The 23,321-nt window shown below is 57.0% G+C and carries 20 protein-coding genes and 1 pseudogene; 11 read left to right on the top strand and 10 right to left on the bottom strand.

Going from position 1 to position 23,321, the window contains the following annotated elements; translation table 11 throughout:
- Positions 1–222: 222 nt before the first annotated feature.
- Positions 223–1,353, bottom strand: a complete 1,131-nt coding sequence (locus tag B9A12_RS02910; RefSeq protein WP_084056114.1) for an ABC transporter substrate-binding protein — start codon at positions 1,351–1,353, stop codon at positions 223–225.
- 514 nt (positions 1,354–1,867) lie between these two features.
- Here B9A12_RS02910 and B9A12_RS02905 point away from each other — a divergent pair.
- Positions 1,868–3,202, top strand: coding sequence for a CoA transferase (locus B9A12_RS02905; RefSeq protein ID WP_084056112.1), 1,335 nt, complete (start codon positions 1,868–1,870; stop codon positions 3,200–3,202).
- A 40-nt stretch (positions 3,203–3,242) separates the two neighbouring features.
- Positions 3,243–4,667 carry a CoA transferase gene (locus tag B9A12_RS02900; protein ID WP_245802331.1) on the top strand — a complete coding sequence of 475 codons (1,425 nt, stop codon included), beginning with the start codon at positions 3,243–3,245 and terminating at the stop codon, positions 4,665–4,667.
- 84 nt (positions 4,668–4,751) lie between these two features.
- Here B9A12_RS02900 and B9A12_RS02895 read toward each other — a convergent pair whose 3' ends face one another.
- From B9A12_RS02895 to rplM, 5 genes are all read right to left on the bottom strand, one after another.
- Positions 4,752–5,948: a pyridoxal phosphate-dependent aminotransferase gene (locus tag B9A12_RS02895; protein ID WP_084056111.1), complete on the bottom strand. Its 1,197-nt coding sequence runs from the start codon at positions 5,946–5,948 to the stop codon at positions 4,752–4,754.
- The gene (gene truA / locus B9A12_RS02890) at positions 5,945–6,751 is read right to left on the bottom strand and encodes a tRNA pseudouridine(38-40) synthase TruA (protein ID WP_084056110.1); all 807 of its coding nucleotides are present in this window, start codon (positions 6,749–6,751) and stop codon (positions 5,945–5,947) included. Before truA ends, B9A12_RS02895 begins: the two co-directional genes overlap by 4 nt.
- 42 nt (positions 6,752–6,793) lie before the next feature.
- Positions 6,794–7,831: an N-acetyl-gamma-glutamyl-phosphate reductase gene (gene argC / locus B9A12_RS02885; RefSeq protein ID WP_084056108.1), complete on the bottom strand. Its 1,038-nt coding sequence runs from the start codon at positions 7,829–7,831 to the stop codon at positions 6,794–6,796.
- Between the two features lie 254 nt (positions 7,832–8,085).
- The gene (gene rpsI / locus B9A12_RS02880) at positions 8,086–8,478 is read right to left on the bottom strand and encodes a 30S ribosomal protein S9 (RefSeq protein WP_084056106.1); all 393 of its coding nucleotides are present in this window, start codon (positions 8,476–8,478) and stop codon (positions 8,086–8,088) included.
- Between the two features lie 27 nt (positions 8,479–8,505).
- Positions 8,506–8,934 carry a 50S ribosomal protein L13 gene (gene rplM, locus B9A12_RS02875; RefSeq protein ID WP_084056103.1) on the bottom strand — a complete coding sequence of 143 codons (429 nt, stop codon included), beginning with the start codon at positions 8,932–8,934 and terminating at the stop codon, positions 8,506–8,508.
- 465 nt (positions 8,935–9,399) lie between these two features.
- On the opposite strand from rplM, the gene aroF reads away from it, so the two are divergent.
- Both aroF and aroB read left to right on the top strand, forming a co-directional pair.
- On the top strand, positions 9,400–10,473 hold the full coding sequence (aroF, locus tag B9A12_RS02870) for a 3-deoxy-7-phosphoheptulonate synthase (protein ID WP_084056100.1): 1,074 nt from the start codon (positions 9,400–9,402) through the stop codon (positions 10,471–10,473).
- A gap of 59 nt (positions 10,474–10,532) precedes the next feature.
- Positions 10,533–12,521 (top strand): 3-dehydroquinate synthase, encoded by a 1,989-nt coding sequence (gene aroB / locus B9A12_RS02865; protein WP_170920297.1) that lies wholly within the window; start codon positions 10,533–10,535, stop codon positions 12,519–12,521.
- 121 nt (positions 12,522–12,642) lie between these two features.
- Here aroB and fabD read toward each other — a convergent pair whose 3' ends face one another.
- On the bottom strand, positions 12,643–13,569 hold the full coding sequence (fabD, locus tag B9A12_RS02860) for an ACP S-malonyltransferase (RefSeq protein ID WP_170920296.1): 927 nt from the start codon (positions 13,567–13,569) through the stop codon (positions 12,643–12,645).
- 744 nt (positions 13,570–14,313) lie between these two features.
- Between fabD and B9A12_RS02855 the strand changes: the two genes are divergently transcribed.
- From B9A12_RS02855 to B9A12_RS02825, 7 genes and pseudogenes are all read left to right on the top strand, one after another.
- Positions 14,314–15,102, top strand: a complete 789-nt coding sequence (locus B9A12_RS02855; RefSeq protein ID WP_084056093.1) for a NifB/NifX family molybdenum-iron cluster-binding protein — start codon at positions 14,314–14,316, stop codon at positions 15,100–15,102.
- Entirely contained in the window at positions 15,099–15,656 is a 558-nt protein-coding gene (locus B9A12_RS02850) for a permease (RefSeq protein WP_139796458.1), read from the top strand. The genes B9A12_RS02855 and B9A12_RS02850 overlap by 4 nt, the downstream gene beginning before the upstream one ends.
- Positions 15,657–16,376: 720 nt before the next feature.
- Entirely contained in the window at positions 16,377–17,249 is an 873-nt protein-coding gene (locus tag B9A12_RS02840) for a damage-control phosphatase ARMT1 family protein (RefSeq protein WP_084056080.1), read from the top strand.
- A 315-nt stretch (positions 17,250–17,564) separates the two neighbouring features.
- Positions 17,565–17,795 (top strand): 4Fe-4S binding protein, encoded by a 231-nt coding sequence (locus tag B9A12_RS17935; RefSeq protein ID WP_139796457.1) that lies wholly within the window; start codon positions 17,565–17,567, stop codon positions 17,793–17,795.
- Between the two features lie 61 nt (positions 17,796–17,856).
- Positions 17,857–18,033: pseudogene (locus tag B9A12_RS17855) on the top strand (ferredoxin); the annotation flags it as partial.
- A gap of 401 nt (positions 18,034–18,434) precedes the next feature.
- Complete coding sequence (locus B9A12_RS02830; protein ID WP_084056075.1) at positions 18,435–19,175, top strand: transposase; 741 nt, start codon at positions 18,435–18,437, stop codon at positions 19,173–19,175.
- 40 nt (positions 19,176–19,215) lie between these two features.
- Positions 19,216–19,530, top strand: coding sequence for a hypothetical protein (locus tag B9A12_RS02825; protein ID WP_084056072.1), 315 nt, complete (start codon positions 19,216–19,218; stop codon positions 19,528–19,530).
- Positions 19,531–19,974: 444 nt separating this feature from the next.
- On the opposite strand, the gene fdhF is transcribed toward B9A12_RS02825, so the two are convergent.
- From fdhF to B9A12_RS02810, 3 genes are read right to left on the bottom strand one after another with little or no spacing between them, the layout of a single operon-like run.
- Positions 19,975–22,041: a formate dehydrogenase subunit alpha gene (gene fdhF / locus B9A12_RS17490; RefSeq protein ID WP_084056070.1), complete on the bottom strand. Its 2,067-nt coding sequence runs from the start codon at positions 22,039–22,041 to the stop codon at positions 19,975–19,977.
- Positions 22,042–22,051: 10 nt separating this feature from the next.
- Positions 22,052–22,855 carry a 4Fe-4S binding protein gene (locus B9A12_RS02815; protein ID WP_084056063.1) on the bottom strand — a complete coding sequence of 268 codons (804 nt, stop codon included), beginning with the start codon at positions 22,853–22,855 and terminating at the stop codon, positions 22,052–22,054.
- Positions 22,827–23,312 (bottom strand): hydrogenase iron-sulfur subunit, encoded by a 486-nt coding sequence (locus tag B9A12_RS02810; RefSeq protein ID WP_084056059.1) that lies wholly within the window; start codon positions 23,310–23,312, stop codon positions 22,827–22,829. The genes B9A12_RS02815 and B9A12_RS02810 overlap by 29 nt, the downstream gene beginning before the upstream one ends.
- Between the last annotated feature and the right edge of the window lie 9 nt (positions 23,313–23,321).

Genomic DNA, 23,321 nt, shown 5'->3' with positions numbered 1-23,321 from the left:
GGCCTTCCTTCCTGCGATACGAGATGTCCCGGTAAAGGAGCTCCCGGGGAGTCGTGAAAGACACCTACCCAGTTGGAAGCGGGAGTTGCAAAAAAGAGCAGGGCGACCCGAGGTCGGCCCTGCTCAAGGGGCTACCGATGTGATCCATGGACAGCGGGTTGCGGGTTTTTCTTCTGAACCGGTCGACCCACGATGTCCATGTCCCCGCCTTGCTCTACGTTCCTACGGGTTGATGGTGGTCACGTAGACGAACTTTCCACCCTCCACCTTGTTGATCACCATGCTCTTGATGGGGTTGCCGTTGTCCTGCATGGTGATGATCCCGGAGACACCGGGGAAATTCTTGAGGCCCACCAAGGCGTCGCGAATCTTGGTGCCGTCCGTAGCACCGGCCTTCTCGATGGCTTTCGCCAGCAGGAAGTAGGCGTCGGCGGCCAGGGCGCCGAAGGCGTCCGCTTCCTTGCCCTTCTTTTCTTCGAAGCGCTTGATGTATTCCTTGGCCAGCTCGGTGCTGGCGGCTTCCTTGTGGAAATGGCCGGTGAAGTACATCTCTTCCACCGCCTTGCCGCCGATCTCGATCAAGGCGTCGGCCTGGGCGCCGTCCCCGGTCAGGATGGGCACGTTGATGCCCAGGTCACGGGCCTGCTTGGCCATGAGGGCGTCTTCCGTGTAGTAGTTGGGGGCATAGATGATGTCGGGCTTGGCGGCCTGTACGGCGGAAAGCTGGGCCGAGAAATCCTGGTCACCCGTCTGGATGTACGTGGTGGAAACCACCTTGCCGCCCAGCTTCACGAATTCCTTGACGAAGAAGTTGCCCAGACCCACACAGTAGTCCTGGGCGATGTCGATGATGACGGCCGCGGTCTTGGCCTTCAGCTGATTGACGGCGAACCGGGCGGCCACTTGACCCTGGAAGGGATCGATGAAGCAGGCACGGAAGGCGTACTTCTTGCCCTGGGTCACCAGCGGGTTGGTGGCCGTGGGACTCACGGAGGGAATCTTGGCTGCTTCGGAGATGGGATTGCCGGCCATGGTGTTGCCGCTGATGGCCTCGCCGATGATGCCCACCACCTTTTCCTTTTCCACCAGGCGGCTCACGGCGTTGGCCGCTTCGATCTTGTCACTCTTGGTATCCACCAAGACCAGGTCGATCTTCTTGCCCAGCACCTCGGGCATCATCTCATGGGCGATCTGGATGCCGTCCCATTCCATCTGGCCGTAGGCGGCCACAGCGCCCGTCATGGGTAGATAGACCCCGATCTTGATGGTGTCCTGGGCCGCGGCGGGTCCCGCCACCGTGGCCAAGGCGAAACCCACAAGAGCCAGAATTGCCAAGAAACTGCGTCGCTGCATGATTCCCTCCTCCTTGCTCCCTGTTTGGTTCAAACTTCAGCCAACCGATACCAACATCCCAAGATCATTACTTGAAACAAACTGTCTTGCTCTCTACTGTAGCGCTTGGTTTCTGTCAACCAAAAAGGCTTTGATCACCCGTTGCCCCAATCCCTCCAGACCCAAGCCATGGCGGAATCGGGCTTGACCGGAAAGGACGGATTTTGGTAGAAGCAAACTCGATTCCATGCCCACCCTTGTTGCACGTGCTACGGAAAGCGATAAACAAGGAAGTGGTCGTTCCCGATCCGTTGCTTTTCCAGCTCACGCATCTTTTGCGAAGATTCTCAACTCCCGTGGTAAGCCCCGTCCCCGTTGGCCTTCTTTTGGCGTGATCCGTGCCGGAGGTGGGTTTTTTCCGCTCCAGGGTGCCGGGAAAGGCACCCCACTCCGTTTCCAACCTTTTTCCCCGTAGCGTGCCCGTTCGGCAGGTCGGGCAGGTGATGTCCATTCCACAACCCAGAGGAGGAGATGTATGGACCAGGAGAAATCCTACCAACAGAGGATGGCGGATCTTTTCGACGTGGGGAATCTATTCGGAAAACCCCAGCCCTTGGAAGGTGTGCGGGTCTTGGAGGTCTGCTACGTGCTGCTGGGGCCTGCGTGCTGTGATTACCTGGCGGAATTCGGTGCCGAGGTGATCAAGTTCGAAGGCCAGAAGGGCGATCAGATGCGGTTTGTGACTCCTTATGCCTTTTTCTGGAACAACATGTCTCCCGGCCTGGAGATCGAAAACCACAACAAGTATTGGGTGGGCATGCACCTGGGCCATCCCAAGGCCAAAGAGCTCTTCCTGGAACTGGTGAAAAAATCCGATGTGGTGGTGGACAACCTCACTCCCGGCCGCATGGCCGAATGGGGTCTGAGCTACAGGGAGCTGAAGGAGGTCAATCCGGGCATCATCCAACTGCATGTGTCGGGTTACGGCAGTTGGGGGCCTTGGACGGGGCGTACCAGCTACGATGCGGTGGCGCAAAGCATGGGCGCGCTTTCGCCCATCACGGGTTTCGAAGACCGGGGGCCCATCAAATCGGGCGTGTGGATCGCCGACTGGATCACGGGGCTCATGTGTGCCGTGGCCATCTTGGGAGCGCTCAACTACCGGGAACGAACGGGGGAAGGGCAATTCATCGACTACATGCAGGTGGAAAACGTCATCCGCTTTTTGGACTGGACCTGGCTCTACACGTACATGACCGGCCAGGATCGGCCGCGGTCCGGCAACCGGGATCTGGCCATCTGTCCTTCCGACCTGTTCGACTGCTGCGACGGATGGGTGGCGGTTTCCGCCTTCGATGATGCGGAGTTCAAGGGCCTGTGCCAGGCCATGGAAAAGCCGGAACTCCACGAGCGCTTTGCCGATCCGCTGGAGCGACTCAAGGACGAAAACGCCCGGGAGCTTCTGAAGATCATCGGTGAATGGACAAAGACCAAGAAGGTGGAAGAGGTGGAAGAGTTGGGAAGCCGCTACGGATTTGCCGCCTCCCGGGTGCTCACCGCCGAAGACGCCTACCATCTGCCCCATTACCGCCAGCGCGGAGCCGTTCAAGAGTACGACGACGCTCTCTATGGACCCATGGTCCAGCATTGTTACCCTCCCCGCATGAGCGAAACGCCCAGCCGGCTGGAATGGAGCTGCCGACCTCTCGGGTTCGACAACGCCTATGTGCTCACCAAACTCTTGGGCCTGCCCCATGAGGAAGTGGAGCGGCTCCAAGCCGACGGGGTGGTCTTTCAGTGGAATCCCGACGTGCCGTCCCATTGCCCGCCGCCTGACTGGGACGGCAAGAGCGGACGGAAGCTGGCTTAGGCACGCCAATGGCCATCTATTGCAGCGGGAGGAATGAAGGATGACGGAAAAGAAGCTGGGACATTCCGCTTACGACGATATGTTCGACGACGACGCCCTGGCCCAAATGCTCAAGGAAGACGAAACCATCGTGGGCCTGGCCATCAACGAGGATTACGCCAAGTGGGCTTACGGGGAAACAAACCCGAAGGATACCTACAAAAAGCCCGAAGCCCTGGATGACATGCTGGTGCTGGACGTGAGCTATGCCAACTTCGGAGCCCTTTTTGCCTCCTCCATCCTGGCGGAACTGGGCGCCGAGGTGATCCGCATCGAGCCCCCGGCCGGGGACCTGGCTCGGAAGATGACGCCCTACGGCATCATGATCCAGGATACCGGGCTGGCCTACATGACGGAGGCACGCAACAAGTTCCACATCACGCTCAACCTGGAGTCATCGGAGGGCCAAGACTATTTCCGCCGGCTGGCCCGGAAAGCGGATGTGGTGATCGAGGCCTTCAAGCCCGGCTACATGGACAGCCTGGGCCTCGGCTATGAACAGCTCAAGGAACTCAACCCCGGTCTCATCTACTGTGCCGTTCACAGTTACGGCCAGTTTGGAGAGGCATCCGAAAAGCACGGAAACCAGCCGGATTACGATCTGCTGGGGCAGGCCAGGGGAGTGATCATGTCCATCACCGGCGAGCCGGACCTGGATCCCGAGGTGCCGCCGGAATACAAGCGACCTGTCAAACAGGGAAACTGGATGGCTTGGTACACGGGCGGCGCCTGGGCTGCGTTCGGCATCCAGGCGGCCATGTTCCACAAGCGGAGAACCGGCCAGGGGCAGTTGGTGGATAGCGCTCCGCCCGAAGGGCTGCTGGCCATCTCCAACTATGTCATGCAGTACTTCCACATGACGGGCAACCTGATGCCTCGGGCGGGAAACTATGATTACGCCGTCTTTCCCTACACGTATGTGAAGTGCAAGGACGGCTACACCTTCATGTCCGGATTTACGGATCCCAATTGGGCCGCCTTGTGCGAGATCATGGATCGGCCGGATCTGCAGCGACAATTCCCCACCATCAAAGAGCGCCTGACTCCGGAAAACCAGCCCACGATCCAGCACGAAATCGAAAAGTTCACGGAGAACTACACTTCGGACGAAATCCTGCAAATGCTCACCGAATATAGTCGCCGGCCGGACAAGAAGGGGACCGTGGTGACGGGTCGGCTGGAAAACCCCACCGACGTGCTCACCCGCGATCACTGGCGGGTGCGGGAAACCTTCATCAAGCGCAAAGACCCGCATTACGGGGAGGTGCTCATTCCCAATTCTTCTCTCAAGGCCATGTCCCGTACCCCGGGTCGTGTGAAGTGGATCTGTCGACCGGTGGGCGGCGACAATGAATTCATTTTCCAGAAATATCTGGGCGTTGGAAAGACCGCGCTGGCGCAGCTCAAAGACAAGGGCGTGGTGTAAGAAACAAGCCGGCCTCGGTGTCTGTACCGAGGCCGGTTTTCTCATGCTTGGTAGGGAAGAAGGGGATTCCTCTCTGGCCGGATCTCAACTCAGGCGGCCCAGTGCCTTTTCCAGCCGGTCAAAGCCTTCTTCCAGTTCTTCCATGGAAAGGGCAAAAGACAGGCGGATGCACCGGTCTTCACCGAACGCCGCCCCGGGAACCACGGCCAGATGGGCCTCTTCCATGAGATAATCCGACAAATCGAGGGACCCTTGGATGGAGCGCTCTCCCGCCTTCTTGCCGTAATAGGCACTCACGTTGGGAAAGACATAAAAGGCGCCGTTGGGATCCGGGCAGGTCACGCCGGGCAGACGCCCCAGGCGTTCCATCACGTACTCCCGCCGGCGGGCAAAAGCCTGACGCATCGTCTGCACGTCCTCTTGGGATCCCCTGAGCGCCGCCACGGCGGCCCACTGGGCCACGGAGCAGGGGTTGCTGGTGGACTGGCTCTGGATCTTACCCGCCGCCTTGATCACATCGGCGTCTCCCAGCAGGTACCCGATGCGCCAACCCGTCATGGCGTAGGTCTTGCTCACCCCGTTCACGATGAAGGTGCGATCCTTGAGGCGCGGCTCCACCATGGCCATATTGGCCCACTGGGCACCCTTGTAGAGCAGGCGGTAATAGATGTCGTCCGAGACGATCACCACCTGCTCGTGATCCAGGAGCACCTGGGCCAGGCCCCGGAGTTCTTCCGGCGTGTAGTGCACGCCGGTGGGGTTGCTGGGGCTGTTCAGGATGAGCATGCGCGTGCGCTCCGTGATGGCTTCCCTCAAAGCCTGCGGTTCCAATTTGAAGGAGGTGCTCATGGGGCAATCCACGATCACCGGTTCCGCTCCCGCCAGGCGCACCATGTCCGGATAGGAGACCCAATAGGGAGCGGGGATGATCACCTGGTCGCCGGGATCCAACACGGCTTGGAACAGGTTGTAGAGGCTGTGTTTGCCGCCGCAGGAGACCAGAACCTCTTCCGGGGAGTAGTCGAGCCCGTAGTCCGCCCGGACCACGTCGATGATCGCTTCTTTGAGCTCAGGAATGCCCTGAACGGCCGTGTAGCGGGTCTGGCCGCGCTGCACGGCCTGAATCGCCGCCTGGCCGATGTGGTGGGGCGTGTCGAAGTCGGGTTCTCCCACGCCGAAGCTGATCACCTTTTTTCCCTGGGCGCGCAATGCCTTGGCCTTGGCGTTGATCGACAAGGTGGCCGATGGCTGCACTTGGCTGACACGCTGCGAAAGTTTCATCTTGTCTCCCTCATTTGGCCTTGGGTGTTGTGCGGATTGGCTTCTGTTCCCCCGTAGTGGACACGAACCAGGTAGAGTCCTCGTGCGGGAGCGGTCATGCCGGCCCGGGAGCGGTCCCGACTGGCCAGGACGCGGGTGAGATCCTGGGGATTCCGCTTGCCTTTTCCCGCCTCCACCAAGGTTCCCACCAGGTTCCGAACCATATGCCGCAAAAATCCGGTGGCTTCAAACCGGAAAACGATGTGTTCCGGATCGGGAAGCCGGATCTGTGCGTCCAGGAGGGTGCGGACGGTGCTGTTGACCGACGAGCGGCTGGCCATGAAGGCCCTGAAATCGTGCTCTCCCAAAAGAACCGGTAGGCAGGCCCGCATGGATTCCACATCCAGCCTTCGGGGGATGTGCCAGGAGTAGTTGCGTTCCAGGGCCGACGGGATCGGACGATTGAGAATCCGGTACTCGTAGACCTTGCTCGTGGCCGAGTAGCAGGCATGAAAGGAGTCCGGCATCTCCTGGGCATCCAGCACCACGATGTCCGAAGGCAACAAACTGTTCAGACCGTTCAGGAAGTCCTCCGGTTCCAGCCGGGTTCTGGCGTAGAAGTTGACCACTTGACCCAGCGCGTGCACCCCCGCATCCGTTCTTCCGGAAGCGCGCACCGAGACCGGCCGGTTCAACATGATTTCCAGACGCGATTCCAGCACTTCCTGGACGGTCAGTGCGCCTTTCTGGCGCTGCCAGCCGTGGTAGTTGGATCCGTCGTATTCCAGAATGAGCTTGAAATTGCGCTTGGTGTGGGGGTCCAAAGCAGTGTCGCTCCTCAAACCGGCTCCCGGGCGATTCCCTGGCTAAGGCATCCAGGGAGCGGCCTCCAGGCCGCACGCTTCGTCGAGTCCCATCATGAGGTTCATGTTGCACACGGCCTGCCCCGAAGCGCCGCGGGTCAGGTTGTCGATGACGGAAACGACCACGATCCGGTCCGTGCGCGGATCCACTTTCCAGGCCAGGTCGCAGTAGTTGGTGCCCCGGACCTGCAGGGTGGACGGAAAACGGCCCGGGGGGCACAGCCGTAGGAATCGTTCGGTCCCGTACAGGTCCCGGTAGGCGGCGTCCACCTCTTCCCCGGTGACCCCGGGCCGCAGCTGGGCATAGACGGTGCTCAGGATCCCACGGGTCATGGGAACCAGATGCGGGGTGAAGCTGATGTGAAGCTGTTCTCCGGCCAGAGCGCTCAATTCCTGCTCGATTTCCGGGGTGTGGCGGTGTTCCGCCACCTTGTAGGCCTTGAAGCCGTCATGCACTTCACAAAAATGGGTGGCAAGGGACAGGCCGCGGCCGGCCCCGCTGACGCCTGACTTGGAGTCGGCAATGATGGTGCGCGGATCCACCAGGCGCCGCTTCACAAGAGGCGCGGCGGCGAGAAGGATGCTCGTGGGATAGCAGCCCGGATTGCCCACCAGGCGCGCACGGGCGATGGCATCCCGGTAGAGCTCGGGCAGACCGTAGACCGTTTCGGAAAGCAGATCCGGAGCGGTGTGCTCCTGGTACCAGGCCTCATAAACGCGAGGGTCCCGAAAGCGGAAGTCCGCGCTGAGATCCACCACCTTGACGCCCCGGGAAAGCAGATCGGGGACGATGCCCATGGCCGCCTGATGGGGCAGCGCGGTGAAGACCAGATCGGCTTCGGCGGTCAGGACTTCCGCCGTGGTGTTCTGAAAGATCAAAGGACAATGACCGCGCAGCGCCGGATAGACATCCGCCACCGCCTGGCCGGTGTGGGCCCTGGATGTGACCGTGGTGACCGTCACCTGGGGATGGCGGCTGAGGATGCGAAGGAGCTCGAAGCCTGTGTAACCCGAGGCGCCCGCAATGGCCACTCGCACCATGGTTGTCCCCCTTTGGCTGTAGGGTGATAGGTTGGGATCGATCCCTCAGACAAGCATCCGGCCCGTGCGCGACCGGAAAGGTTGCAGTCCGTCATGGGTGATGGGTGATGGGGAAAGACGAGTGACCTTCCTAGCACGCACGTCCCACGCCCATCTTTACAGTAAAGAGCAGGGGCCGGCGCCGTCGGCGCGGGCCCCTGCTCAGGTCTTTCAGTCCAAACAGAGAATTAAAACAGAAGGGTCGGACAACCAGCCTAGCGCTTGGAGTATTGGAATCGGGCGCGGGCGCCGCGCTGGCCGTACTTCTTGCGCTCCTTGACACGGGAATCGCGCGTGATGAACCCGGCGCGCTTCAAGACCTCCCGAAATTCGGGATTCAGCTCGATCAAGGCCTTGGAAATGCCGTGCTTGATGGCACCCGCCTGGCCGGAGATCCCTCCCCCGTGGACGTTTACGAAGATGTCCACCTTGCCGTGCGTGCCGGTCAGCATGAGGGGCTGGTGAACCACCATCTTGCTGGTTTCCCGATCCATGTATTCGTCAAGGGGCTTCTTGTTGACGATGACGCGCCCCGCGCCGGGCTGAATCCAGACCCGAGCCACGGCCGACTTGCGCTTACCGGTTGCATAGAAACGTTGTTCCGCCATGTTCTCACTCCTTCGAACTCGCGTCTTCTAAAGAACCACCTTTTCGGGCTGCTGAGCCTCGTGGGGATGTTCGGTGCCTTTGTAAACCTTGAGCTTCTTCAGCAGTTTGCGCCCGAGGCGGTTCTTGGGAAGCATGCCCTTGACGGCGTATTCAATGAGGCGTTCCGGATGGTCCTGATTGAGTTTTTTGGCCGTGGTGGCCTTCAGACCGCCCACGTAGCCCGAATGGCGGTAGTAGACCTTCTGATCCCACTTGCGCCCGGTCAGCCGAACCTTGTCGGCATTGATGACCACGACGAAGTCACCCGTGTCCACGTGGGGCGTGAAAGTGGGCAGGTGCTTGCCGCGGAGGCGCATGGCGATCTTACTGGCCAAGCGGCCCAGCACCTGGCCCTCAGCATCCACTACGATCCATTTTCTCCCATCGGCATCAAACTTGGCACTGATCGTCTTCATAATAGAATATCTCCATTCCGGTCCGTCAGGTCTCAAACTCGAAGCACAGTCCTATAGGAGATCCCCCCGGTGTTGTCAAGGAAAACTTCCTCAGCGGTGAAGGGGAACGGAGGGATATTTTTTCGAAATTTATCTTGACCTGTGTGATGCCCGTCTCCTATAAAACGGGTAACGGATCAAAATCAAGCGAGGAAAACGGCATGCGTCGATTTTTTACCGGCTTTTACTTTTATTACGGTGGGTATTACGCCCCTCCCGGGGTTGCTCCGCCACCGTGCTGAGCCGGTCGTTTTGCCAGCACCAAGGCCGTGGGCCAACCCCGAGAGCCCACGGCCTTTTCTTTTCGGGGACCCGAAGGCCGTGGGCGGGAGCTCACGGCCTTTTTTATTGAGGCACGGGCAGGGCAGCGGGATCTTGCCCGAACGGAACACAACCCGGGTTCCCGTTTGCGAAGGAGGAGTGGGGATGATTGTCGTCATGAAACCGGATCACACGCAGGAAGAGCTTCGGGACCTTTTGGCGCGCATCGAAAAGATGGGGCTGCGCACCCATGTGTCCAAGGGAGAGCGGCGCACCATCATCGGGGTGATCGGAGACCGGGCGCTCATCCAGGAGGTGCCGTTTACGAGCTTTTCCGGGGTGGAAGCCGCCCATCCCATTCTGCAGCCCTACAAGCTGGTGAGTCGGGAATTCAAGGAGGAGGACACGGTTGTTCGCATCGGCGATCACGTGGAATTGGGTGGAAAGGCAATCCCCATCATCGCCGGCCCCTGTGCCGTGGAAGGCCGCGAGGTGCTGGATGAGATCGCCGATGCGCTCCATGGCCTGGGAGTGCCCATGCTGCGCGGCGGGGCCTTCAAGCCCCGGACCTCGCCCTACAGCTTCCAGGGCCTGGGCGAACTGGCCCTCAAGTACATGAGTGATGTGCGGGAGCGCACCGGCATGCCCATCGTGACGGAAGTCATGGACCCACGGGATCTGCTTCTGGTCCACAAGTATGCGGATGTGTTGCAGATCGGTACCCGGAACATGCAAAATTTCCGGCTTCTTACGGAAGTGGGGCAGGTGGACAAACCCGTCATCCTCAAGCGGGGCATGTCGGCGACCATCAAGGAATTTCTCATGTCCGCCGAATACATTGTCAGCCACGGCAACGAGAAGGTGATCCTGTGCGAACGCGGCATTCGGACCTTTGAGTCGGAGACCCGCAACACCCTGGACCTGAGTGCCGTGCCCCTGCTCAAAAAGCTCACCCACCTTCCCGTGATCGTGGATCCCAGTCACGCCCTGGGGCGGACCGATCTGATCCCCGCCATGTCCTGTGCGGCGGTGGCGGCCGGCGCCGATGGGCTCATGTTGGAAGTGCACGTGCGGCCCCAGGAGGCCCTGAGCGATGGGGCCCAGTCCCTGACGCCACAAGCCATGGCGGATCTGCTGCAAAAGCTGGAGCCCGTGGCCAGGGCGGTGGGGCGCTCCATTTTGCGAACCGACGGCGACTCCACCCGAAACCGGTCCAAGGCCGTGGGCGAAGAGGCCTGAAGGTGGGTTGACGGATGGTAAAGGCAACAGAAAACGGATTGAAGAGCGACGGAGGGAACATGCAGGATACCTGCTCCGACTTTAGCGGTTGGCTGGACCCGCCCACGGTCGGCATCATCGGCGGCCTGGGCGCCATGGGAAGGGTCTTTTACCGTTTTTTTGCTTCCCGCGGCATGCCCGTGCTCATCTCGGACCAGAACACTTCCTTGAGCAACCAGGACCTCATCGACCGGAGCGATGTGGTCCTGGTCAGTGTGCCGCTGCACCGGGCCGTGGAGATTCTTGAGGAGCTTTGTCCCTGCTTCCGTCCCAGGCAGCTCGTGCTGGATATCTGCTCTCTCAAAGTGGAGCCCATGAGGGCCCTGGATCGATCGGCGGCGTGGTTCGTGGGGCTGCATCCCATGTACGGCCCCTATGTGTCCGATTTCCACGGCCAGACCATGATCGCCTGCCGGGGACGGGTGCCGGACGCCGTGTGGGATTGGCTCTGGAGCCTTTTTGAAGGAGCGGGTCTCAAGATCCATGAGTGCACACCGGAAGAGCACGACCGCATGATGACCGTCATCCAGCTCATTCCCCACATGGCCACCGTGGTCTTGGGTCACTGCCTGCGCACCCTGGATGTTCCCGTGCAGGAGAGCCTGCGCTACACCAGTCCCATCTATCGGCTGGAGTTGGATCTGATTGGGCGGCTTTTTGCTCAGGATCCCCAGCTTTACGCCGCCATAAGCATGAAGAATCCCTTCCGAAAGGAGGCTCTGGAGGCCTTTCAAAGCGCCTTCGAGCGGAGCCTTGCTCTGGTTCGGCAAGGCAACTGGCATGAATTCATTGAAGATTTCCGCCGAACCAGTGATTACCTGGGCGGTTTCTGCGCCCAGGCCTTGCAAGAGACCAATCGGCTTCTCACCTGGCATCAGAACAACAACAGCCCGGAACGAAGCGGCAAGGCGCCGTCTCCAACGGCGAAGAAAGAAGGAAGCCCAGCACCGGAAATCCTTCCGGGAGTGAGCGTGGGGAGGGGCTTGGGCCGGTCCCTGAGCGGCAGGCTTCGGGAACGGTTTCCTAAGCGCCGTCCGGTGATCTTCGTGGATCGGCGCGTGGCGGATCGGTGGCGGGAACACATCCAGCCCAAGAAGGCGGAGATCCCATGGATCGAGTGGGACGCCACGGAGGCCAACAAGCGCCTGGCTCAGGTGGAAAAACTGGCGCGAAAGGCACTGGCCGTAGGAGCCGATCGAAGGAGCGTCTTCGTGGCCGTGGGCGGTGGGGTGACCGGGGATGTGATCGGGTTTTTGGCGTCCGTCTTCATGCGGGGTGTTCCCGTGGTCCAGGTACCCACCACTTTGCTGGCCCAAGTGGACAGCTGCCTGGGCGGCAAGACCGGGGTGGATCTGGACGAGGGGAAGAACCTGGTGGGAACCTTCCATCATCCCACGGAAGTGCTGGTGGATCCCGATTTCTTGGCGACGCTGCCGGAGTGTCAGTGGCAGAACGGCCTGGCGGAGGTCATCAAATATGGCTTTCTCGAGGGGGGACGGCTGATGGAGATCCTGTCGGCCATGGGTCCCGGTCCGACTGTGGACTACCCGCTCCCCGCCCGAGAGACCGAAGACATCATTAAGGAAAGCCTGCGGATCAAGCACCGATACGTGGCCGCGGACGAAAAGGACCATGGGTTGCGCCAGTTTCTGAACCTGGGCCACACCACGGGCCATGCCCTGGAAGCGCTCAGTGGCTACAGCCTGGCCCACGGACATGCGGTGGGCCTGGGAATTCGGGTGGCCCTGCGGATCGGCGTGCTTCTCGGAGCAACGGATCCGGCGCTGGAAAAGACAGCCGAGGATCTTCTGAAGGCCTTCGGGCTGCCCCGGACCACCCCTTTGGCGGCCGATGTCCACCAGGTCCTCACGGCCATGCGCCACGACAAGAAAAAGGGGGCCGGGGGCCTGGTCTGGGTGATCCCAAGGCGGATCGGCCAGGTGGAGCGATTCCGCTCCGTTTCGGATGCCGTGGTTTTGGAAGCCCTGGAGGCGATCTGCCCTGAGTGACGAGGAAGGGGAGCGGACCGGCCTTTTGGTTCGAAAGGATGTGTCTTGCGGGGCGTGTCGGGGCCCGCTGGTTCCTGGTGCGAAGTCTTCTTCGCCCCCGGGTCGCGCATCGGCTCTCTTTTCAGGTGGTTTGGGTGGCCTGAAGAAAGGTGGTCAAGGAGGCGGTATCTTCCACGTTGTGGACCACGGCCTTCCGGTCGATCCGGCGCATCAGCCCGCGCAGCACCTTCTTGGGCCCCACTTCCACGAAATGGTCGTACCCATTGGCCAGGAACCATTCCATGGACTGCTTCCACAAAACGGAACCACAGATCTGGTTCACCAGCTTGTCGGGGGCCTCGGCCGCGCTTGCCAGAGGCCGGGCGTCCACATTGTTCACCACGGGTAGGCGGGGTTCCGAGAAGCGAGCCCTTCGTACGTGCGGCTCGAAGCGATTCCGGGCCGATTCCATGCACCGGCTGTGCCAGGGGCCGCTCACATTCAGTTTGATGCACCTCTTGGCGCCCGCTTCACTGCTGGCTTTGACCGCCCGATCCACCGCCTCCACCGGGCCCGTGATGATGATCTGATCGGCGCAGTTGATATTGGCCACCTCCACATCGCACAGGCGGCACACGTCTTCCACTTTTTCCGCGTCCAGGTCCATGACGGCCGCCATGGCGCCGGGTTGTTCCAGGGAGGCCTCGTGCATGTACCGGCCCCGGTGAAGGACCAGGGTGAGCGTGTCTTCCAGGTTGAGCACGCCTGCGGCGAAGAGGGCGCTGTATTCACCCAGACTGTGGCCCGCGGCGGCGGATGGATGGATCTCGTGGAGACCCAGCACCGTCAGGCAGGCGATGTTGACCAGGGTGATGGCGGGCTGCACATTCTGTGTCTGGACGAGCACCTCTTCGGGACCTTCAAAGCAGAGCTTCTTCATGTCCATGTGAAGAAGATCGCTTGCCTTTTCAAAGAGTTCCCGCACTTCGGCATACTGGTCGTAGAAATCCTTGCCCATGCCCACGTACTGGGAACCCTGTCCGGGAAAGAGAAAAACCCATTTCTTCATGGTATCGTCGTCCTCTCTCGATAAGGTTGTCCGCATCAAGTTTGGGCCGCTTTTATAGGGGCTCCCCTCCTTTGTCAAGGAGACGTACAAGTCCTCACGGCGAGCTTTTCCAGTGTTGTCGGATGAGGCCTGGGTTGCGGGGGGGGCGCCAGGTATCGGCCGAAGTGGTGACCATGGGGGGGCATGGAGAAGGTTACGGCAAGGTCCGGGTGGTCCCCGGTAGAAGGTGCTCGGGTCCCACCGGGCGGATCCTTGCTCATGGCGATAACGGCAGGGAAAACTCCGCTCTGCCTACGGGTTCCCTGTGTTTCTTCTGCCCATGCCCGATGGGGCAAGCGCAGCAATGGTCACTGTTCGGTATGCCGCTTACGGCTGTCTCGGCTTCGGAAGGCAAACTCAGTGGCACGAACACCGAGAGCATGGCGTGGCTTCTTTTTCAACGAAGATCTTGATCCCGCGGAGATTCACACCGGCGTCTTTGCCGGATTCACAGGCATCGCAGGATCTTCGTTCTTGAGAACATACTCTTGCAGAAAGGCCCAATTTGCACCCTTAAAAGACGCAATTCAATCTTCGCCGAGGATCGGAAGACAAAGCGCAAGTAGTCGCTACAGGCTCTGCTTGATCAGAGATTTTACAGCAAATTTTGGACTTGACCCGGTGCATTCTCACTGGTAGAAAATTCTGTTGGAGTCTTAGAGGAAGAAAAATGTTTATGTATATTTTTCCATTGGAGCATTCCGAATGAAAATAGCAATAGTATCCGATGGCCGAAGTTTGGACGCACAGGTCGGTGACAAATTGGCACTTTCATCTTATGTGCTTGTGGTTGACTTGGATACCATGAAACTTGAGGTGGTTCCTTTATTATCCAGCGGTGGCGGAGCAGCCGCAGCCATTAAAGTGATTTCAATAGCTCTCCAGAAGGGTGCGATGGCTGTACTTGGTGGGTACATTTCACCAAGGGTTTCCAGCCCTCTCATGGAACATGGCATAGAGGTCGTTACTGGAGTCACCGGACAAGTATGCGATGCAGTGGATTCCTATAAGAAAGGGAAATTTAGTAAATCTTTTTCTGGAGAAAAAGCGGGTATAAGAACGGGAAAAGATGAACAAAATTTCGTTCAGGTATTAAAAAAGACTGCAAAACAGTTTTCGTCAATTTTTCCCATGCTGGCAGGAGTCGTTTTTCTGATCGGACTCTTCCATGCATTTGTTCACAAAAGGCTTCTTTTTTCCATTTTCTCTGGCAAGCCTCTTCACGATACCGTACTGGGGGCTTTTGGAGGGAGCGTATTTGCCGGAAATCCCATAAATAGTTATGTTATTGGAGATACACTCCTCAAAATGGGTGTAAGCCCATATGCGGTTTCTGCCCTGATTGTTACCTGGGTAACAGTTGGTCTGGTGCAACTCCCTGCGGAAATAGGATCTCTTGGCCCCAGGTTTGCCCTGGTGAGAAATGGGACTGCGTTCCTGGCTTCAATAATCATCGCCTTTCTAACCGTTTATCTTGTCAGGATTTTGTCATGAGAAAACGATCAGATTCCCGTGGAGGGAAAAAGGCAACAGGATGGGAAAGGAAGCTTCGTTTGTGGGGCTTTCTGCTTGTTGTGTTTGTCGCTTACGGTGTCTTGTTTTTTGTTTTCCCTCATCGTACATTTGTGGCCTTCAAGGCGAGTATTAACATTTTCCTTCAAATTATTTTACCCCTGGTAATAGCATTTGCAATTATGTTTACTATTAATTTTTTTGTAGGCCCAGTGCAAATGGCTCGATATTTGGGCAAGAATGCCGGAATCAAGGGGCTTTTCCTATCTTCTATAGCAGGAATTCTCTCTATGGGGCCTATCTATGCCTGGTACCCGCTACTTAAGAGCCTTGGTGAAAGAGGGGCATCGGATTTCTATCTCGCGAACTTCCTTTCGTGCCGTACCGTGAAACCTTTCTTGTTGCCTGTGATGATATATTATTTTGGATGGGTTTTTACTATCATATTAAATGTCTTAATCCTCGCGGGAGCGCCCTTTACTGCTTTTGTTACGAATATAGCATCTCAAGATAAAAAGAAGCGAGAACCAATATAAACCAGCATGGCTGGACCAGATTATGCGCAGCCATCCACAACGATGAAAATATGGATTATGCCTTTTCCGAAAAGGGGGTGTATTTTCACGGTGAACCAGCATGGCTGGAACAAATGCTCAATAGCCACCCTCGTCCATGAAAGTACGGATTGTACCTTTTATGATTCTCAAGAGTGTATTTTTACGGTAAAGAGATACTGGAAATGTCAATGTGTATTGCATAGTGAAAGAACATTGATAACAGGCGTATGAGTATGAGTGGAAGTAGTAAGATTTGCGCTTTGATAGGGAATTATGAAGGAGGTAAAGAGAATGCCAAGAAGAGATGGAACAGGACCAAGAAGTCAAGGTGGAGGTCAAGGCCGAAAAGGAGGTTTCGCAGCAGGTCCGGGTGGTTTTTGTGTATGTCCCAATTGTGGTGAAAAGGTGCCCCATCAATGGGGGAATCCCTGTTATGAACAGAAGTGTCCGAAGTGCGGAACGACCATGACTCGGGAGTAGAAAGGTTTTTGGTGTTTTTTCTCCCGTTTTCGCCATCCCCGTGAAAGTGATAACCGATCTCCGCCAGGCGGGAATCCAGGGAAGTCAACTAGTTCTGAATCCCGTCTGTGCTGAAGTTAGGCTTTTAGAGACTATTTATGAGATCATCAGAAATCGGGCTTTTAAGAAAGTTAAGCCCATGACCGAAATAATCTGATCTGTTTAATTGGATTCTGGATAATGAAAACATACCTTGATTGTTTTCCCTGTTTCTTAGAGCAAGCCCTCCGGGCAGGGAGAATAGCGACTGATGATGAAAAGAAAATAAAAAAGGTCTTGGATGAAGTGGGGATGATGCTTAAGGAGATCCCCCTTGAAAGCACTCCACCAGAAAGTGGAAGGTTAATCTATCATAAAGTTGCTGAAATCACGGGGAACTTAGATCCTTATAAAGAGATTAAAAGACAAAGTACCCAAAATGCCCTGTCGTTGTATCCTTTTTTGAAAGAACAGGTTGAAAAATCTGAGGACAGACTTCTGGCAGCAATCAGAATTGCCATTGCCGGAAACGTAATAGACTTTGGCGCAAATTGGGACTTTGATGTAGAAGAAGAGACAAAGGAAGCTCTTAACAGGGATTTTGCCATATGTGATTATGACAGATTCAAATGCAGGTTGAATAAGGCTCATGAGGTCTTATATATCGGGGATAATGCCGGGGAATGTGTCTTTGATAGAATCCTGATAGAAGAAATGAAAAAACAGGTAATATTCGTGGTGAGGGGAGTATCAATTATAAATGATGCCACATATGAGGACGCTGTAGAGGCAGGTATTGATCAGGTTGCATCAATAGTATCTTCCGGTACGGACGCACCTGGAACCATTCTTAAAATATGCAGTGAGGAATTTAGAGAAATTTATCATAAATCTAACTTTATAATAAGCAAAGGTCAGGGAAACTATGAAGCACTTTCCAATGAGAGACGTCCTATATTTTTCTTATTGAAGAGCAAGTGTAGGGTTATTGCTGATGATATTGGTGTTGCCAAAGGTGATATCATATTAAAAGCAATAGAGAACGATACCAGTTCGAATAATTTTCCATTATAGCGAGCAGTAGCTCCGGCCATGAGTAGACAAGAGTGTGATTGCCAGGGTGTTGATAATATGGACGAAAGATTTTTATTCAATGGTGGTTTTTTTGAACAAGCAAAGACACTCAGCAAAACTCAGCTCGTTTTCAGAAAACCGACGTATTTACCGTGAAAATACAACCCCAAATGCCCATAAATATTCAACCTGCATTTTCATCCCCGAGGGTGGCTACGGAGCATTTGGTCCAGCCATGCTGGTTTATGCATCTGAATCGCAAGCTGTCAAAGCCGTGCTTCTATTAATAGCTAGAAATAGAAGGGTCAAGCGTCCATGCAGTCAAAAAAATCATTTGCTTTAGTGGATTATAATATATGTAATCCAGCCAAGTGTAGCCCCGATGAAGGTATTTGCGCAGCAGTGAAGGCGTGTATCCACAAGGTTATCAAGCAAATAGACGGGCCTTTTGAACAACCTATTGTATTCCAGGATATGTGCCAGGGATGTTGGGACTGTGTTGAAGCTTGCCAGCTGGATGCTATTGAGATGAAGCATATTAACTAGAAACTTGGATCTAAAATAAAAGCGTTTCCACAGAAAAAGGAGGGAAAAGACAATGTAGAAAGTTGAGGTGGATATCGAAAAATGCATAGGTTGTGAAGAATGTGTGGAGGTATGTCCTGTTGAAGTATATGAGATTCAGGATGAAAAATCCGTACCTGTAAACGAGGAAGACTGCCTGGGATGTGAGAGTTGTATAGAAGTATGTGAACAAGAAGCAATTACTTTCACAGCAATCTAAACTGCCACTACCCCCGGGCTTATAAGAGGAACAGCTAAGGCACCTCCAGCTTCCACCTTTCGAGTCCGGGGGTGCCTTTCCCCAAGGCCCTTTTGTGCGCAAGTAGACCAGATGGTGTGGTCTGCCTATTAATGAGGCCACAAGAAACAGCGCGTCTAGAGTAAACCAGCATGGCTGGAGCAAACGCCCCGCAGCCACCCTCGTGAATGAAAATAAGGGTTGTGCTTTTTCTTATTCCCGCGGTTGTATTTTCACGGTAAACAGTTTCAAGAAGGCTTCTATCCTTAATCCGTGAACTTGCACCTATGCATAAGACTATCTTGTGGCGGATATCCCATTGAATTTACATCTCATTTATGCTATAAGACCTCCTGTCACATTTTCACCCGGCAGGTGCACTCATGAAGAAAATTGAGATCGTACAATCTTCGATGGCTTTCTACAGCGGGCAGGCTGGCTTGGCCCTTGTGGGGAATCTGATCAACGGGTACACGAGCCTGTGCGAGCAGTTGGAAAAGCAAGTTCCAGGGCGTCCAATGATCTCGCACGCAGATGTGGTCAAGACCTACTTGGGGCTTCTGTGTCTGGGTAAGAGTGACTTTGAAGCCGCTGCGGGCGTTTCCGGCGATGACTGGTTCAAAGAGGCTCTGGACATTCAGAAGGTTCCTTCGCAAGAAACCATGCGGCAACGTTTGGACAAGCACGCGAACGTTTTCGAACGTCTTGCCGGCGCAAGTAGCGCAGAACTGCTTGAGAAGACCCAGGTTCCCGTGACAGCTCTTTCCACGGGGCACGTACCTTTGGACCTGGATGTTTTCTGCCTGGGCAATTCCGACACAAAGAAAGAAGGAGTTTCGCGGACGTACCAGGACTACGACGGATATGCACCGATCGGGGCCTACCTTGGCCAGGAGGGATGGTGTGTGGGCCTGGAGCTTCGCCCTGGTTCTCAACATTCTCAGAGCGGATTTATTGACTTTTTGCGCAAGATGTTGCGGCATGCCCGCAAGGTTTGTCATCTTTCGGCCGATAATGGTCCAGTGGATGTCAGCCAAACTGGTCCACGGATTTTCGGCCAAGGTGGTCCGGTCGTTGTCGGCCGAAGTGGTCCAGAGAGGTGCTGGTGCGGTTCCTCCAAATAGTGCATAGTTTCCTCTCACCTACATGTGAGAGGAGCAGCCTATGGGCAAGCGGAGGAAAACGAACGTGGATATCCGGGAACTGTTGCACCGAATTCAGAAACGAGAAAGCGACCGTGCGATTGCACGGCAACTGAAGATGAACCGAAAGACGGTGGCCCACTATCGGAGGTGGGCGGAAAAACAAGGACTTTTGGGAAAGGAGTTGCCCTCGGTGGGAGAGCTGAGCGAGTTGCTTGAGGAAACGTTCGCAAACTCCAAGCTCCTCAGAGTTGTTCCTCCGTCGAGCCTTTTCGACAAGTGGTGGAACGCCTACGCGGGCAAAAGCTGGAGGTTGCCGCCATTTATCAGCGGCTAAGGGAACGGGGATACCGGGGGAGCCTTTCCTCGGTTTATCGGTTTGTTCGCTCCCTGGAGCCCCATGAGCCGGATTCGAGGCACTGATGCCCCCCAGGGGTTCGCCTGCAAAGATAGAACGGCCAGGGGTTGGTCGCCGTGGACGGCTCGGTGAGTCACATCGCGGGTGTCCCGCCCTTGTGGCCTTCCATTCGCACACGTTGCGGTCTGCTAGGCATTCCCTGAGGATGCACTTTGCCTCTCGCACTGGAGGGCGTTCCCCGGCGGGGCATGGTAGGGGATCACAACACGGAAACCAAACCAGAAAGGAGGCGGGGCCTCCGGGGTCCAAAGTTCTCACCCCGGTTGCCCCGCTGACCGATGGGGGCCTTTTCGCCTCCCTGTCAGTGTCAAGTGAGACGCGGATCTATCCAACAAGGGCCCGCGTGAAAGGCCGGGAGGGATCCTACACCGACCGCTCCTGTGCCGTTTCTCCCCCCATGATCTTTTCAATGGCGGCGGCACACGCCTTGTATTCCGGAATCTTGGCCACCGGATCCGCCGCCGGGTTGGTCAGGATGTTGGCGGCAGCTTCCTGGAAGTGGAAAGGCATGAAAAGCATGCCCGGACGAACACGATTGGTGACACGGGCTTCCAATGCCACGGCACCCCGTCGGGTGGAGACGCGGACCTGATCACCATCTTCAATGGACAGGGTTTGAGCGTCTTTCGGGTGGATTTCCACATAGGCGGTGTGCTGTTCCCGGTCCAGGTGGGTGGAGGCGCGGGTCATGGTGCCCGTGTGGTAGTGAGCGAACATGCGGCCCGTGCTCAGGATGAAAGGATAGGCGTCGTCGGGACATTCCGCCGGTTCCTTATGCGCCACTGGATGAAAAATGCCACGGCCCCTGGCGAAGGATCCCACGTGGAGAATGGGAGTTCCGGGATCGTCTTCTGTACGACACGGCCACTGGAGTCCGTCGATGCCCAGGCGGGCATAGGTCATGCCGGCATAGGAAGGCGTCACTCGGCGGATCTCTTCAAAGATATCTTCGGGTTTCTCAAAGTTTTGGGGCGCTCCCAGCGCGTCGGCAAGCCGGCACAGGATGCGCCAGTCTTCCAGGGCTTCTCCGGGAGGATCCACCGCCTTTCGCACTCGAAGGCACCGTCGTTCCGTATTGGTGAAAGTGCCGTCCTTTTCGGCCACGGCGGAGGCGGCGAAGACCACGTCCGCTTTTTGGGCCGTGGGGGTCGCGAAGATGTCCTGGACGATCAGAAGGTCCAGCTTTTCCAGAGCGCTGTCCAGATGGCGCAGATGCGGCTCGCTTCCGCGGGGGTTTTCCCCGATCACGTACAAGGCGCGGATCCGGCCTTCCTGCATGCCTTGGATCATTTCCGGGATGGTCTTTCCCATCTGCCCCGGTGGTCTCGTTCCCCAGACCTCTTCGAAGCGGCTTCGCACCTGTTCATCGCCCACGGGCTGGTAGCCTGGCAGCACGTTGGGCAACCCACCCATGTCGCAGGCTCCTTGCACGTTGTTTTGCCCCCGCAGGGGATTGACGCCGCCGCCTGGGATTCCCACGTTGCCACAGAGCATGGCCAAGTTGGCGCACGCCTTGACATTGTCCACGCCGGTGGTGTGTTGGGTGATGCCCATGGCGTAATAGATGGCCGCCGGAGAGCGCGTCGCATAGATTTCGGCCATGCGGACCAGATCCTCCACGGCCACTCCCGTGATTTGGGCCACCCGTTCCGGCGGGTAGTTTTGCAAGACCCTTTCAAAGCTCGAAAAGCCTTCCGTCCGCTGGCGGATGTAGTCTTGGTCGTGCCAGTTATTTCGCACGATCAGGTGCATTAGGCCGCACAAGAGCGCCACGTCCGTTCCGGGCCTGTGGCGGACGGCGACCGTGGCGAAACGCGCCAGCTGAATGTGGCGCGGATCCGCCACAATCAAGGCGGCTCCGCGTTCCACCGCCCTCAAGATCCGCTTGGCGATCATGGGATGGGTTTCCGTGGTGTTGGATCCGATGACGAAAAGGCATTCGGACCGATCCATGTCCGCCAGGGAGTTGGTCATGGCTCCACTGCCGAATGAGGCGACAAGACCTGCCACCGTGGGCGAGTGTCAGAGGCGAGCGCAGTGATCCACGTTGTTGGTGCCGATCACGGTGCGGGCCAGCTTCTGGGCCAGATAGTTTTCTTCATTGGTGATTTTAGCTGATGTGAGCACGCCTACGCTGTCCGGGCCGTGCTCTTCCACGACGGTCCGAAGCCGCGAGGCGGCCTCCTGAATCGCCTCATCCCAGGAGACGGGCTGAAGCTGCCCGTTTCGCCGAATCATGGGGTTTCGGAGCCGCTTGGGGCTGGTGATGTGTTCATGGAGGTTCCAGCCCTTGATGCACAGGCTTCCTTCATTGACCGGGTGTGTCTTGATGGGATAGGTCCCCACAAGGGTCCCGTCGATCACGGAAAAGAGAACCCCGCAGCCGGTCCCGCAATACGAGCATACGGAGGGTACAAGCCGACAATCCATGGTTTTTCTCCTAATCGTCCAAAGATGAGAGCTCCAGCGGTGAAAATTCTCCCAGCACGTTGAACGGGGACTGGTCCTTCGTCTGACCGACTCGATAGCCGAAACGATCGGTCACAATCCCATTCACCTTGCGATAAAGCAGCCGCAGCGGAATCCCCACGGGACAGGCTTCTTCGCACAGTCCGCAATCCACGCATCGTCCGGCCATGTGGACGGCTCGAATCAGGTGGAAGAGCGGCACTTCCGGGGGAACCACCCCCTTGTCCATCAAATCCTCGTGTTCCAGCCCGCAGTCCTTGCAAAAGCAGACGGGGCATATGTCTCGGCATCCGTAGCATTTGATGCACTTTTGAAATTCATAGAGCCAGCGCCGAAGGCGCTCTTCGGCCGGCAAGACGCGGCAGTCGTCCGGATCGCCTGTCGAGGGCATGCCATTGCTTTTCCGAACAGGCCCTGTTTCGGGTTCTTGGAGATAGCTGCAGAACGCCTTGTCTTTGGCGTCCGAAGGACAGCACGACATGGTCAGAACGCGGATTCGGTCCATGTCGATCTGATTCCAGGCAGCGAGCACCCGGACAGATCGCTGGGTGCAGTCGCGGGCCATGAGGCCGATGCGCACGGCCGGATCTTTTTGCAGCATCTGATGAGCGATCTTTTCCAGGGGGTAGCGGGCGAGGCTCTCCGTCAACTGTTCCACTTCTTCCAGCCGTTCCTTGGAGAAACAGTGGGGGATGGGATGGCCATCCACCAGACGATAGCCCAAAAATAGATCGATGCGGCCCGATTCAAGCCACGTTCGCACAATGTCCTTCATCGTCTGCTCCGTTCCAGATCGCCTTGGGGGTCTTCAATAAAGCCGGGATGGGATTGGGCCCTAACGCGCGGATCTTTTCCGTGAAGCGCCTTATGACGTCCACGAACTTTTGGGCTTCCGCCGAAGAAATCCATTCCAGGTGCAGGCGTCCCTCCAGACCGAACCAGTTGAGCAGGTCCTCCATGAAGGCCACTCTCTTGATGGTCATGTAGTTTCCCTTGATGTAATGACAATCTCCGATGTGGCAGCCCCCAATGAAGACGCCGTCCGCTCCGCTCTGAAAAGCCCGAAGGATATGATGCGGTGAGATGGTGGCCGAGCACATCACCCGAATGGGGCGGATGTTTTGAGGATATGGGAGCCGGCTGACGCCTGCCAGGTCCGCGGCTCCATAGGTACACCAGTTGCACATGAAGGCGACGATCTTGGGTTCGAATGGCTTGGTGTCCACGTGCATCCTCCTGTA

This window comes from Desulfacinum hydrothermale DSM 13146, assembly GCF_900176285.1.
Taxonomy (GTDB): Bacteria; Desulfobacterota; Syntrophobacteria; order Syntrophobacterales; family DSM-9756; genus Desulfacinum; species Desulfacinum hydrothermale.
The sequence above is the reverse complement of the archived record's forward strand: the minus strand, read 5'-3'. Positions and strand labels throughout refer to the sequence as shown.